The sequence below is a fragment of the Sphingopyxis italica genome (genome assembly GCF_011926545.1).
GTDB lineage: Bacteria > Pseudomonadota > Alphaproteobacteria > Sphingomonadales > Sphingomonadaceae > Sphingopyxis > Sphingopyxis italica.
The window spans coordinates 305,429-318,357 of sequence record NZ_JAATIT010000003.1 but is presented as its reverse complement, the minus strand read 5'-3'; the positions used below and the strand labels follow the sequence as shown (position 1 = coordinate 318,357).

Sequence of the window (12,929 nt, the reverse complement as noted above, 5' to 3'; positions counted from 1 at the left end):
CTGCTACCTCAGCCCGATCACCGACAATTGGCGGCCATAGGTGTCTTCCCCTTTATGGCACGCGCGGCGATAGCTGAAATAATCTTGGGGCAAGGCATAGGTGTCCTGCCCGCCGATGGCAATTCGCATGACGCCGGCCGCGGCGAGGCGCGCGGCGACATAGGCGGCAATGTCGAACATCGCATGACCGGGCTTGCCGGCGGCGAAGAAGCGTTCGTTGGCGGGATCGTCGGCGAGGAAATGCTGCACGAAGCCGTCGTCGACCTCGTAGGAGGCACGGGCGATGCACGGACCGATCGCGGCGCCGATATGGGCGCGGCTGGCGCCGAGGCTTTCCATCGTGTCCAGCGCCCTGTCGGTGACCCCGGCGAGCGCGCCCTTCCAGCCCGCGTGCGCGGCGCCGACGACGCCGGCTTCGCGGTCGGCGAAGAGCACGGGGACGCAGTCGGCGGTCAGGATGCCAAGCAGGATGCCGGGCGTGCGCGTCGCGAGCGCGTCGGCTTCGGGCCGCGCGGCGAGATCACTGGTCTCGTCGACGATGACGCAGCGATTGCCGTGCACCTGATAAAGCCCGGCGAGCGCCGCGCCGGGCAGCACGGCCTCCGCGACGCGCCGCCGGTTCTCGGCGATCAGCGCCGGATCGTCGCCCGACCCGAGCCCGCAATTGAGTGACGCGAGATCGCCCGCCGACACGCCGCCGCTGCGCCCGAAAAATCCGTGCGCGACGCCATCCAGCGCCGGCGCGGTGACGAAGGGCGCGGTCACAGATCGAGCCTGAAGAAGCGATCCTCGTCGATGTGGTTGCCGACGCGGAACGCGTTGCGGCCTACGTCATAAAAGCCATAGCGGCGATAGAAGGCCTGCGCGCGATCATTCTCGGTGAAGACGGTGAGATAGAGGATCGACGCGCGTTCGCGCGCCCAGGCGATGCCCCGGTCCATCAGCGCCGCCGCGATCCCCGTCCCCTTGGCGGCCTCGGCGACATAGAGCTGGTGGAGTTCGACCGCGCTGTCAGTGAGCTGGTCCGCGGGAAGCTCGAAATCGACGGGCCCCATCTTGATATAGCCGAGGATCGCGCCCGCGCCGTCGCGGACAAGCCCGATGTCATAATCGTCGCTCGCGATCTGCGCGCGGACGCGGTCGGGCGGGTTCCATTCGGCGAGGAAGATGGAAAGGTCGGCCGGGTCATAGATATGACCGAAGGTGTGCGTGAAGGAGCCGTTGGCGAAAGCGGCGATCGCCTCGGCATCGGCGGGCTTTGCCCATTGGATGAGAGTCATGCGGCGTCTCCTGTAAATCCTGCGGGCGCGGGCCAGCCCGGCGCGGTGAAGGCCATCACCTTGAACAAATCGCCCATCGCGTGCTGTTCGACGAGCCGGTTACGCTGACCCTGCAATTCGTCGGCGCGGTCGGGGGCGGCGGCGGTCAGCGATTGGAGGCGGGCGTCGATGCCGAGCCGTCGCAGCCAGTCGCCCTGCATCGCGAGCGGGGTTGCGATGACGCCTGCACCTTGTGCAACATCGGCGAGCGCGGTGAAGTCGACATGCGCGGTCAGGTCGACCTCGCCCGGATCGGTGAAGGGATCGGCGAAGCGGTGCGCCCTGACCGCTTGCAGCGTGTCGCCCGCCGCGGGGCCTCTATAGCCATAATCGATCGCGAGCATCGCGCCGCCCTGCCGCGCGAGGCGAAAGGCGCAACGCTGCATGATCGCCGCCGCTACCGGCGCGGTTTCGACGATCGTGCCTTCGGGCTGGTCGCGCAGCGGAGCGGGCACGGCGTCATCGGCCGGAATGTCGCCTGCAGCCGACCCCAGCCCGCCGTCGATACGCTCGACCATAAGCTCGCGCCAGCCGCCGGTCGTGCGGACATATTGGTGGATCGGCAGCGCGTCGAAAAATTCGTTGGCGACGATGAGTAAGGGCGTGTCGTCGGGCAGCGCGTCGATCTCGTCATGGTGTTCGGCGGCAGGCAGGCGGGCAAGCTGCGCCGCGCGCAGCGTCGGGCTCGTCTCGACCAGATGGACCCCCTGCGGCGCGCAGTCGAAGCGCGCCATGACGCGCAGCGCATCGGCGGCGAGCGTGCCGCGCCCCGGACCCAGCTCGACATAGCGGAAGGCGGGGCGGCCGGCACGCGACCACAGGTCGGCGATCCAGATGCCGATCATCTCGCCGAACATCTGGCTGATCTCGGGCGCGGTAATGAAATCGCCCGCGGCGCCGAGCGGGTCGCGCGTCGCGTAATAATGCGCGTTCGCGGCGGCCATATAGTCGGCGACCGTCGCCGGCCGCGCCGCCGCGATTTCGCTTATGAGCTGGTCAGGGCTTGGAGGGCCGTCACGCAACGCTGTCGAGTCCGGCGACCGGTTCGACCCGCTGGCGGCGCCCCTTCGCGGTCGCCACGAGCCAGACGCCGGCGAGCAGCATCGGGATGGTGAGCGTCTGCCCCATCGTCAGCCCCCACGACAAGGTCCCGAGCTGGACGTCGGGCTCGCGCACGAATTCGATCGCGAAACGGCTGAGGCCATAGATGATCGCCGCCAGGCCGAACAGGAATCCGGGCTTGTAGCGCGCGTCGGTGCGCCAGAAGAAGAAGGCGAGGATCGCCATCATCAGCAGGCCTTCGAGCCCCGCTTCATAAAGCTGGCTCGGGTGGCGCGGGTCCATCGTGCCGCTGTTCGGAAAGATGATCGCCCACGGCACGGTGGTCGCGCGGCCCCACAGCTCGCCGTTCACGAAATTGGCGAGGCGGCCGAAGAAGAGGCCGAAGGGGACGACGCACGCGATATAGTCGCAAAAGCGCAGGAAACTGAGCTTGTCCTTCTTCGTCACATACCAGATCGCGACGAGCACGCCGATCACCCCGCCGTGCAGCGACATGCCGCCATCCCATAATTTGAAGATTTCGAGCGGCTTCTGGAGATAGTTGCCGAGGTTATAGAAAAGCACATAGCCGAGCCGCCCGCCGAGGATGATTCCGAGCATGGCATAGAAGATCATGTCGTCGGCGTGGCGCCGTGCCATCGGTGCGCCGGGCTGCGCGATCAGCTTCAAAAGATACCAGTAGCCGATGAAAATCCCGGCGAGATAGGCCAGCGCATACCAGCGAATGGGAAGGCCGAAGACGCTGAACGCGATCTCGCTGTTCGGTCCCATCAATTCCTGAAAGTTCACATATTGCGTTGCTTCGGCTAAGGTTGCAAAAAGAAACATATTGTCGCGCTGTCCTTCCCCAGGAGAGGCCTCCCCATAAGGGGTAAGGCGAGCGAGACCAAGAGGAGAGATGAAACATGCCATCAGCGCTCGATTTGCGCCTGGACGCCGCCTATAATCTGATCACCGGTCCGGGCGGACCGATCCAGGTCGGGTCCGTCGAACGCTTCGGCCGCCAGCTGCCCTTCATCACCAACGCGCCGACCAACCTTGCCGACTATGTCGCCTTTTTCGCCGCGCAGCACGGCGATGCGATCTTTCTGGTCGAAGGCGACGAACGGCTGTCGTTCAAACAGGTCTATATGGCGGCTCGGCAGGTCGCGGCGGGGCTGGTCGACGGCTTCGGCGTCCAGCGCGGCGATCGCGTCGGCCTCGCGATGCGCAACGCCAATGCGTGGTGCGTTTCCTATCTCGGCATTTTGATGGCGGGGGGCTGCGCCACCCTGCTCAACGGCTGGTGGCAGGGCGGCGAACTGGCCGCGGGGATCGAGGATGCCGAAGCGAAGCTGGTCATCGCCGACGTCCAGCGCGCGGCGCGGCTCGCCGAACCGGACGTGCGGCATGGCGCGAAAATGGTGACGCTCGACATCGGGCAGCCGATCGAGCGGGCAATCGCGCCGATCACGAGCGCGGGCGGCAGCGCCGAAACCGTGCTGCCCGTCCTGACCGGGCAGGACCTCGCGACGATCCTCTTCACCTCGGGTTCGACCGGCCAGTCGAAGGGCGCCTATTCGCGCCACGAAGCGGTGTGCCAGGCGATCTTCAACTATATCACGCAGACCGCGACCATGGTTCACCTCTTGACCGAGGATGGGCAGATGTCGGACATTCAGCCCGCAACCCTGATCTGCACTCCGCTGTTCCACGTCACCGCCGAAATCCCCGTGTTCCTCCAGAGTTTGGCGTTGGGGCGCAAACTCGTGCTGATGCCGAAATGGAATGCCGAGGCGGCGATGCAGCTGATCCAGGACGAAAAATGCAATTATTTCGTCGGCGTGCCGCTGATGAGCTATGAGATACTGACCAACCCGAACCGCAAGAATTACGACCTGTCGACGTGCAGGAGCTATGCCGGCGGCGGCGCGCCGCGTCCGCCCGAGCATGTGAAGCGATTGTCGGAGGAGATGGGCGACGCCAAGCCTTTGCTCGGCTATGGCCTCACCGAAACCAACGCCGTCGGTTGCGGCATCATCAACGAAAATTATCTTGCGAAGCCGCTGTCGACGGGGCCGGCGTCGAAGCCGCTCGTCGATCTCGCGATCCTCGACGACAATGGCGGCGAAGTGGCGCAGGGCGGCGTGGGTGAGGTGTGCATCCGGTCGGTGTGCAACTTCGAGGGCTATTGGAACAATGAGGCGGCGACCAAGGCGGCCTTCTTCGACAATGGTTATTTCCGCTCGGGCGATCTCGGCTATCTCGACGAGGACGGCTATCTGTTCATCGTCGACCGCAAGAAGGACATCATCATCCGCGGCGGCGAGAATATCAGCTGCCAGGAGGTCGAAGCGGCGATCTACGAACATCCCGACGCGAATGAATGCGCGGTGTTCGGGCTTCCCGACGAGCGGCTCGGCGAGTGCGTCGGCGCGGTGGTGTGGATGAAGCCCGGCAGCAGCGTGACCGCCGACGATCTGGTCGCCTTCCTCGGCGCGCGGCTCGCACCCTATAAGGTGCCGTGCCAGATCTGGATGTCGAACGACGCGCTGCCCAAGCTCGGCAGCGAAAAGATCGACAAGGTCAGCTTGCGGAGCCACTATCGCGGCGAATATGCGGGGGAGGTCGCCGCGTAACCGATTGAAGGAAAGGAGCGAACCGGGACTATGGCCGAGGCTGAAACTCCCGTCGCTCCCGAAAAGCCGGAGCCGGTGCGCGTCTATCGCCACCGGCTGCCGGTGCGGATCTGGCACTGGATCAATGCGCTCACGCTGCTCATCCTGCTGATGAGCGGCCTGATGATCTTCAACGCGCACCCGCGGCTTTATTGGGGCGAATATGGCGCCAATTTCGATCGCGCCTGGCTGGTGATCGGTTCGACGGCGGACACAGGCTATTTGCGCGTCGGCAACTGGCGAATCGATACGACCGGCGTGCTCGGGCGATGGACCGATGCGCAAGGGGCGACAAAGACCTGGGCCTTTCCGGGCTGGGCGACGATTCCGACGAGCTACAGCCTTGCCGACGGGCGGCGCTGGCATTTGCTTTTCGCGTGGCTTCTGTCGGTCGGGCTGGCGCTCTATATGCTCTGGACGCTGCTTGGCGGGCATTTGCGCAAGGATCTGCACGTCCGCCGCGCCGAATGGTCGCCGCGCCATATCTGGCACGATGCGAAGGATCATGCGCGGCTGCGGTTCCCGAAAGGCGAAGCCGCGGCGCGCTACGGCATCCTGCAAAAGCTAAGCTATATCGGCGTCATCTTCGTCGCGCTGCCGCTGATGATCGCGACGGGGCTCACCATGTCTCCCGGAATGAACGCGGCCTGGCCGTGGCTGCTCGACCTGTTCGGCGGGCGCCAGTCGGCGCGCTCGATCCATTTCATCACTGCCTGGGCGCTCGTCGCCTTCTTTCTCGTCCACATCGCGATGGTCCTGCTGGCGGGGCCGGCGAACGAGATTCGGTCGATGGTCACCGGCTGGTTCCGCTTGCCGCAGGAGCGCGAGACGTGAGCGACATCATCCTCCCGCGCCGCGAATTGATCGCGCGCGCCGGCGGGCTGGTCGCCGCTGCGGGTGCGCTGCCGCTGCTCGCGGGCTGCGACGTGATCAACGACGCGCCCGCGGTGCGTAAAATCTTGTCGATGGGCGAGGAAATGAACCGCGCGAGCCAGCGCGCGCTGATCGACCGGAATGCCCTTGCGCGCGAATTCAGCCGCGCCGACCTGTCGCCCTATTTTCGCCCCAACGGCACGCGTCTGCCCGCCGGGGCGGATTATGCTGCGCATGCTGCGAGCGGCTTTGCCGAATGGCGCGTCAAGGTCTCCGGGCTCGTCGCGCGGCCGCTGTCGCTGTCGCTGGCCGACATCCGCGCGATGGAACAGCGCACGCAGATCACGCGCCACGACTGCGTCGAGGGCTGGAGCGCGATCGGGCAGTGGACGGGGGTGCAGCTCGACCGGATTCTCGAAGCGGCGGGGGTGAGGGACGGCGCGCGCTATATCGTCTTCCGGTGCGCCGACCGGATCGGCGACGCGCTTTATTATGAAAGCTGCGACATGATCGACGCGCGCCATCCTCAGACGATCCTCGCCTGGGCACTGAACGGCGCGGTGCTGCCGATCGCCAATGGCGCGCCGCTGCGCCTGCGCATCGAGCGGCAGCTGGGCTACAAGCACGCCAAATATGTGAACGCGATCGAGGCGGTCGCCAGCCTCGACGGAATCGGCGCGGGCAAGGGCGGCTATTGGGAGGATCGCGTCGATTATGAATGGTATGCGGGCATCTGATCGCAACCTTTTCGCGCGCTGATTGTTCCGTCCGTAAAATGTCGATCTTGCGTCCGTTTCTCTCCCGGATCATTCGTCAGGGGCGGCTCACCGTCGTCGCACCCGATGGTGCGCGCGAGGAGTTTGGGCGGCCGGCGCCGGGTTTCCCCGAAGTCACCATCCGCTTTACCAGCCGCAGGGGGATGCGCCGCATCCTCCTCGACCCGCGCCTCGGCGCCGCCGAGACGTTCATGGATGGCGAGATGGAGTTGGTCGAAGGCGACATCATGGAGCTTGTCGGCCTCATCCGCATGAACGCGCCATGGGATCGCGGCGCGAAGCTGCTCGACAAGACGTGGCTGGCGCGGCGCGCCGAATGGGTGAAGACGCGGATCGGCTCGATCAACCGCCAGCGCCGGGCGCGCGCCAACGTCAAGCATCATTACGACATCGGCAACACCCTCTACCGCCTCTTCCTCGACGACGACATGCAATATAGCTGTGCCTGGTGGCCGCGCCCGGACATGACGCTCGAGGAAGCGCAGGCCGCAAAAAAGGCGCATATCGCGGCGAAGCTCGCGCTCGCCTCGGGGCAGCGGGTGCTCGACATCGGCTGCGGCTGGGGCGGGATGGCGATCACGCTCGCCAAGCTTGAGAAGGTCGAAGTGCTGGGTATCACCTTGTCCGATGAGCAACTCGCGCTCGCGCGCCAGCGCGCCGAGGCGGCGGGGGTCGCCGACCGGGTGACATTCGAGCTGATCGACTATCGCGACCTTGCCGCGCGCGAGGCGGGGCGGTTCGACCGCATCGTGTCGGTCGGCATGTTCGAGCATGTCGGCGCGCCCAATTTCGAGACCTTCTTTCGCGCCGTCGCGAACCTGATGACCGCCGACGGCGTGTTGCTGCTCCACACGATCGGCCGCTTCGGGGGGCCGGGATCGACCGACGCCTTCACGCGCAAATATATCTTTCCCGGCGGCTATATCCCGGCATTGAGCGAGACGCTGGCCGCGAGCGAGAAGAGCCGGCTGATTGTGACGGACGTGGAAACGCTGCGGCTGCATTATGCGCTGACGCTGCGCCAATGGTATGCGCGCACGCTCGCGCACGAGGCGGAGATTGCGGCGATGATGGGCGATCGCTTCTTTCGCATGTGGTGCTTCTACCTCGCCGGCGCGACGTCGGCTTTTGAAAGCGGCGGGATGGGCAATTACCAGATCCAGTTCGCGCGCAGCCGCCACGCGCTGCCGCTGACGCGCGGCTATATGGTTGAAGCCGAGGGGGACTATGCGGCGCGGTGACCGTCGCGGTTCCGGTCCCGTGGCGATTCCCTCTGTCCTACAAAATCACCGTGGGTTACCACGGCAGAATCGAATGCGCCGCCGCGTCCTCCCGCACCCGCTCCGCAAGGCGGCGGGTATTATTATACCGAAGGGGAATGACAAGTTTGACAACTTCCGCCGGTTCGACGCCAGCCGTTGCACCGCGCGGGCGAGCCTGATAGGCGCCCCCGCGTCGTTTCCCGCCAGAAGGTGCAGCCATGTCCGATTCCATCAAGCGCGTCGTCCTCGCCTATTCGGGCGGCCTCGATACCAGCGTCATCCTGAAGTGGCTGCAGGTCACCTATGGCTGCGAGGTCGTGACCTTCACCGCCGACCTGGGGCAGGGCGAGGAACTCGAACCGGCGCGCGCCAAGGCCGAGCTGATGGGGATCAAACCCGAGCATATCTATATCGACGATCTGCGCGAGGAATTCGTCCGCGATTTCGTCTTCCCGATGATGCGCGCCAATGCGCGCTATGAGGGCGATTATCTGCTCGGCACCTCGATCGCGCGCCCGCTGATTTCGAAGCGGCTCGTCGAAATCGCCAAGGAAACCGGCGCCGACGCGGTCGCGCACGGTGCGACGGGCAAAGGCAACGATCAGGTGCGCTTCGAGCTTTCCGCCTATGCGCTCAACCCCGACATCAAGGTCATCGCACCGTGGCGCGAATGGGACCTGGCGAGCCGCACCGCGCTGATCGACTTCGCCGAGAAGAACCAGATTCCGGTACCCAAAGACAAGCGCGGCGAGAGCCCGTTTTCGACCGACGCCAATCTTCTCCACACCTCGTCGGAGGGCAAGGTGCTCGAGGATCCGTGGGAAGAGACCCCCGACTATGTCTATTCGCGCACGGTGAACCCCGAGGATGCGCCCGACACGCCCGAATATATCATAATCGATTTCGAGCGCGGCGACGGTGTCGCGCTGAACGGTCAGGCGATGTCGCCCGCCACTTTGTTGGCGGCGCTCAACGACCTCGGCCGCAAGCATGGCATCGGCCGCCTCGACCTCGTCGAGAACCGCTTCGTCGGCATGAAGTCGCGCGGCATGTACGAGACGCCCGGCGGCGAAATCTACGCCCGCGCCCACCGCGGCATCGAAAGCATCACGCTCGACCGCGGCGCGGCGCACCTGAAAGACGAGCTGATGCCGAAATATGCCGAGCTCATCTACAACGGCTTCTGGTTCGCGCCCGAGCGCGAGATGCTGCAGGCCGCGATCGACCACAGCCAGGCGAACGTCACCGGCACCGTCCGGCTCAAGCTCTATAAGGGCAACGCGAGCGTCGTCGGCCGCAAGTCGCCCCTCAGCCTCTACAGCGAACGCCATGTGACGTTCGAGGACGATGCCGGCGCCTATGACCAGAAGGATGCGGCGGGCTTTATCAAGCTCAATGCCTTGCGTTTGAAATTGCTCGCGAAACAGGGCCAGTAAGCCGGATCGCGCCGGTGGAGCGCGGCGAAAAGGAAGGGTTAGCAAGCGATGGCGACCTGCGCTAAGCGCGATTGATGACCGCGACCCGATTTTTTTCCGACAATGCCGCGACCGTCCATCCGGCGGTGATGGAGGCGTTGGCCGCCGCCAACCGGGTCGATACGGCCTATGACGGCGACGCGCTCAGCCAGTCGCTCGACGCGGCTTTTTCCGAACTGTTCGAAACCGAGTGCGAGGTCGTCTGGATCCCCACCGGCACCGCCGCGAACAGTATTATCCTCGCGCATTTCGTTCGGCCTTGGCAGGGAATCCTTTGTTATGAGGAGGCGCATATCGAGGTCGACGAATGCGGCGCGCCGACCTTCTATTCGGGCGGCGCGAAGCTGATGCCGCTGCCGGGGCGCGGCGCCAAGATCGACGCCGCCGCGCTGAAGGCGCGGATCGCGGGAATCCGGCAGGACGTGCATCAGGTGCAGCCGGCGGCGGTCAGCATCACCAACGCGACCGAATATGGCCTCGCATGGCGCGCGGACGAGATCGGCGAGATCGGCGAGATCGCGAAGGGCAAGGGGCTGAAGCTCCACATGGATGGCGCGCGCTTCGCCAATGCCGTCGCCTTTCTCGGCTGCACCCCGGCTGACGTCACATGGCGCGTCGGGGTCGATGCGCTGTCGTTCGGTTTCACCAAGAACGGCGCGATGATGGCCGAGGCGATCGTCTTTTTCGGTGGCAGCGGCGGCGCCGGGGTGCGCGAACTCAAAAAGCGCGGCGGCCATTTGCTGAGCAAGGGGCGCTTTGTCGCGGCGCAAATCCGCGCGATGCTGAACGACGATCTGTGGCTCGCCAACGCGCGCGCCGCCAATGCCGGTGCGGCAAAGCTGGCGGCGGCGTGCGGCGGCCGGCTGATGTATCCGGTCGAGGCGAACGAACTGTTCGTGCGACTGACCGCGGAAGAGGCGGCGAAGCTGCGTAGCGCCGGGTTCGACTTCTACGACTGGGGCGAGGGCGCCGCGCGCCTCGTCGTCAGTTGGGATCAGGACGCGGACGCGGTCGCGCCGCTGGCCGCCGCGATCGGCTCGCTATGAACGGCGAGCAGCCGACGCTGCTCAGCCCGCGCGTCCTGCTTCCCTTCGCGCTGGTGACGCTGATCTGGGGGTCGACCTGGATCGTCATCAAGGGGCAGCTCGGCGTCGTTCCGCCGAGCTGGTCGGTGACCTATCGCTTCGCGGTCGCGGCGATCGCGATGTTCCTGTTTGCCGCGATGCGGCGCGAGCGGATGGGAATCGAGCCACGCGCGATGGCGTTCGCGGCGGTGCTTGGGATTGCCCAGTTCGCGCTCAACTTCAACTTTGTCTACCGCGCCGAGCAGCACATCACCTCGGGCCTCGTCGCCGTGCTGTTCGCGTTGCTGATCGTGCCCAATACGCTGCTCGGGCGTGCCTTCCTCAAGACGCCGCTCGAGCGGCGCTTCCTCGCCGGGGCGGGCATCGCGATCGTCGGCGTCGGGCTGATGATCCTGCACGAATATCGCGCCGCGGCGCTCGGCGCGGATGAAGTGCTGCTCGGTACCGCGCTCACGCTCGCCGGGGTGATCAGCGCATCGACCGCCAATGTCATGCAGGGAACGGGCATCGCGCGCGCGCAGTCGATGGTGGTGATGATCGCCTGGGCGATGGCCTTCGGCGCGCTCGCCGACGGCAGCTATGCGTGGATCACTACCGGTCCGCCGGTGATCGAGCCGACCGCGGTCTATCTGGGCGGCGTGCTCTACCTCGGCATCATCGCGAGTGCGGTGACCTTTCCGCTCTATTTCAACGTCATCCGCGCGGTCGGGCCGGGACAGGCGGCCTGGTCGAGCGTGCTGATCCCGATCATCGCGATGGGCTTTTCGACCGCGTTCGAGGGCTATCGCTGGGCGACGCTGTCGATCGCTGGCGGCGTAGTTACGCTGATCGGACTGGTGATCGCGGTCGCCAAGCGGCCCGAGCGGCCCTCGGTGAGCGGCAATATGGTGTCGGTGCCGGTCGACGCGCAGGAGTAGCATTGCCGCCTGTGTCCTATACCGACGGCTATCTGAAGCTGCTGGGCGACTGGATCAAGGGCAGCGCAAGCGACACATATGGCCGCGCGGAGCGGCTTACCCCGCGCTGATCCGCTCGATGTCGGCGCCGACGGCCTGGAGCTTCTCCTCGAGCCGCTCGTAACCGCGGTCGAGGTGATAGACGCGGTTGACCTCGGTCGTCCCCTCGGCGGCGAGACCGGCGATGATCAGGCTCATCGAGGCGCGCAGGTCGGTCGCCATGACCGGCGCGCCGATCAGCTTGTCGACCCCGCGCACGACCGCGCTGCGGCCGCGCACGTCGATGTCGCACCCCATGCGCGCCAACTCAGGAACGTGCATGTAGCGGTTCTCGAAGATCGTCTCGGTGAACAGCGATGCGCCCTTGCCGAGCGTCGCCATCGCCATGAACTGCGCCTGCATGTCGGTCGCGAAGCCCGGATAGGGTGCGGTCGACAGGGTGACGGGTTCGGCGCGGCCCGACATGGCGACGCGGATGCCGGCCTTGGTTTCCTCGACCGTCGCGCCCGCTTCGCGGAGCGCGGCGAGCGTCGCGTCCATCTCGTCCGCCTTGGCGCCAACCAGCTCGACGTCGCCTTGTGTGATCACCGCGGCGCAGGCATAGCTGCCCGCCTCGATACGGTCGGCCATGACGCGGTAGGTTGCGCCGTGCAGCCGGTCGACACCCTCGATCGTAAGCGTTTCGGTGCCGATGCCGTCGATATGCGCGCCCATCGCGACGAGGCAGTTGCACAGATCGACGATCTCGGGCTCGCGCGCGGCGTTTTCGAGCACGCAGGTGCCTTTGGCGAGCACGGCCGCCATCAGAGCATTTTCGGTCGCGCCGACCGACACCACCGGAAAGGTGAACTTGCCGCCAGGGAGGCGTCCGCCGCCGGGCGCGCTCGCCTTCACATAGCCCGAGGCGAGCTCGATCTCGGCGCCGAACGCCTCGAGCGCTTTGAGGTGAAGGTCGATCGGGCGGTTGCCGATCGCGCAGCCGCCGGGCAGCGACACCGTCGCCTCGCCCGCGCGCGCGAGCAGCGGGCCGAGCACGAGGATCGACGCGCGCATCTTGCGCACGATGTCATAGGGAGCGACGGTCGAGGTCAGCGTCGTCGTCCGCGCGGTCATCACGCGGCCGAAATCCTCGGGCCGCGAACCCTCGATCGTCGTCGAGCAGCCGAGCTGGTTGAGCAGATGGCCGAAACCGTCGACGTCGGCGAGGCGCGGCAGGTTGCGGAGCGTCAGCGGCTCATCGGTGAGCAGCGCGCAAGGCAGCAGGGTGAGCGCCGCATTCTTGGCACCGCTGATGGGAATCCGGCCCTTTAGTCGCTGGCCGCCGCGAATGACGATCTGATCCATCGGCTGTCTTTAGCGCATGCGCGGGGCCGCGCAAGCGGACTGGCCATGTCGGCGATCGCCGCCGCCGGAGGGCGCCGCGAGGATGGTTAAGTTGCCGTATGAGCGAACGGCTTTCCTCAT

Annotated in this window: 12 protein-coding genes; 7 read left to right on the top strand and 5 right to left on the bottom strand. The window is 66.0% G+C overall.

The genetic code is table 11. The features are described from left to right. Positions 1-3: 3 nt before the first annotated feature. The 4 genes from pgeF to lgt form a co-directional block, all read right to left on the bottom strand. Entirely contained in the window at positions 4-765 is a 762-nt protein-coding gene (gene pgeF, locus GGR90_RS12770) for a peptidoglycan editing factor PgeF (RefSeq protein WP_167921835.1), read from the bottom strand. Next, complete coding sequence (locus GGR90_RS12765; RefSeq protein ID WP_167921834.1) at positions 762-1,280, bottom strand: GNAT family N-acetyltransferase; 519 nt, start codon at positions 1,278-1,280, stop codon at positions 762-764. Before GGR90_RS12765 ends, pgeF begins: the two co-directional genes overlap by 4 nt. Continuing rightward, the gene (locus GGR90_RS12760) at positions 1,277-2,263 is read right to left on the bottom strand and encodes a class I SAM-dependent methyltransferase (protein ID WP_167921833.1); all 987 of its coding nucleotides are present in this window, start codon (positions 2,261-2,263) and stop codon (positions 1,277-1,279) included. Before GGR90_RS12760 ends, GGR90_RS12765 begins: the two co-directional genes overlap by 4 nt. A gap of 70 nt (positions 2,264-2,333) precedes the next feature. Continuing rightward, positions 2,334-3,209 carry a prolipoprotein diacylglyceryl transferase gene (gene lgt / locus GGR90_RS12755; protein WP_167921832.1) on the bottom strand — a complete coding sequence of 292 codons (876 nt, stop codon included), beginning with the start codon at positions 3,207-3,209 and terminating at the stop codon, positions 2,334-2,336. A 77-nt stretch (positions 3,210-3,286) separates the two neighbouring features. Between lgt and GGR90_RS12750 the strand changes: the two genes are divergently transcribed. The 7 genes from GGR90_RS12750 (at position 3,287) to GGR90_RS12720 (ending at position 11,426) form a co-directional block, all read left to right on the top strand. Continuing rightward, positions 3,287-4,999 carry a class I adenylate-forming enzyme family protein gene (locus tag GGR90_RS12750; protein ID WP_167921831.1) on the top strand — a complete coding sequence of 571 codons (1,713 nt, stop codon included), beginning with the start codon at positions 3,287-3,289 and terminating at the stop codon, positions 4,997-4,999. 30 nt (positions 5,000-5,029) lie between these two features. Then, complete coding sequence (locus tag GGR90_RS12745) at positions 5,030-5,872, top strand: cytochrome b/b6 domain-containing protein (RefSeq protein ID WP_167921830.1); 843 nt, start codon at positions 5,030-5,032, stop codon at positions 5,870-5,872. After that, positions 5,869-6,648 carry a molybdopterin-dependent oxidoreductase gene (locus GGR90_RS12740; RefSeq protein ID WP_342449936.1) on the top strand — a complete coding sequence of 260 codons (780 nt, stop codon included), beginning with the start codon at positions 5,869-5,871 and terminating at the stop codon, positions 6,646-6,648. The genes GGR90_RS12745 and GGR90_RS12740 overlap by 4 nt, the downstream gene beginning before the upstream one ends. Before the next feature lie 38 nt (positions 6,649-6,686). Further along, positions 6,687-7,928 carry an SAM-dependent methyltransferase gene (locus GGR90_RS12735; protein WP_167921829.1) on the top strand — a complete coding sequence of 414 codons (1,242 nt, stop codon included), beginning with the start codon at positions 6,687-6,689 and terminating at the stop codon, positions 7,926-7,928. A 239-nt stretch (positions 7,929-8,167) separates the two neighbouring features. Continuing rightward, entirely contained in the window at positions 8,168-9,385 is a 1,218-nt protein-coding gene (locus GGR90_RS12730; RefSeq protein ID WP_167921828.1) for an argininosuccinate synthase, read from the top strand. 74 nt (positions 9,386-9,459) lie between these two features. Next, entirely contained in the window at positions 9,460-10,470 is a 1,011-nt protein-coding gene (locus GGR90_RS12725; protein WP_167921827.1) for a threonine aldolase family protein, read from the top strand. Beyond that, positions 10,467-11,426, top strand: coding sequence for a DMT family transporter (locus GGR90_RS12720; RefSeq protein WP_167921826.1), 960 nt, complete (start codon positions 10,467-10,469; stop codon positions 11,424-11,426). Before GGR90_RS12725 ends, GGR90_RS12720 begins: the two co-directional genes overlap by 4 nt. 96 nt (positions 11,427-11,522) lie before the next feature. Here GGR90_RS12720 and murA read toward each other — a convergent pair whose 3' ends face one another. Then, entirely contained in the window at positions 11,523-12,809 is a 1,287-nt protein-coding gene (murA, locus tag GGR90_RS12715) for a UDP-N-acetylglucosamine 1-carboxyvinyltransferase (protein ID WP_167921825.1), read from the bottom strand. Positions 12,810-12,929 lie beyond the last annotated feature (120 nt).

What these genes read in the sequence shown, in the direction of transcription:
- GGR90_RS12725 (WP_167921827.1), top strand. Translation starts at nt 9,460, where the DNA reads ATGACCGCGACCCGATTTTTTTCCGACAATGCCGCGACCGTCCATCCG.
- GGR90_RS12735 (WP_167921829.1), top strand. Translation starts at nt 6,687, where the DNA reads ATGTCGATCTTGCGTCCGTTTCTCTCCCGGATCATTCGTCAGGGGCGG.
- murA (WP_167921825.1), bottom strand. Translation starts at nt 12,809, where the DNA reads ATGGATCAGATCGTCATTCGCGGCGGCCAGCGACTAAAGGGCCGGATT.
- GGR90_RS12730 (WP_167921828.1), top strand. Translation starts at nt 8,168, where the DNA reads ATGTCCGATTCCATCAAGCGCGTCGTCCTCGCCTATTCGGGCGGCCTC.
- GGR90_RS12720 (WP_167921826.1), top strand. Translation starts at nt 10,467, where the DNA reads ATGAACGGCGAGCAGCCGACGCTGCTCAGCCCGCGCGTCCTGCTTCCC.
- lgt (WP_167921832.1), bottom strand. Translation starts at nt 3,209, where the DNA reads ATGTTTCTTTTTGCAACCTTAGCCGAAGCAACGCAATATGTGAACTTT.
- GGR90_RS12765 (WP_167921834.1), bottom strand. Translation starts at nt 1,280, where the DNA reads ATGACTCTCATCCAATGGGCAAAGCCCGCCGATGCCGAGGCGATCGCC.
- GGR90_RS12750 (WP_167921831.1), top strand. Translation starts at nt 3,287, where the DNA reads ATGCCATCAGCGCTCGATTTGCGCCTGGACGCCGCCTATAATCTGATC.
- GGR90_RS12760 (WP_167921833.1), bottom strand. Translation starts at nt 2,263, where the DNA reads ATGGCCGCCGCGAACGCGCATTATTACGCGACGCGCGACCCGCTCGGC.
- GGR90_RS12745 (WP_167921830.1), top strand. Translation starts at nt 5,030, where the DNA reads ATGGCCGAGGCTGAAACTCCCGTCGCTCCCGAAAAGCCGGAGCCGGTG.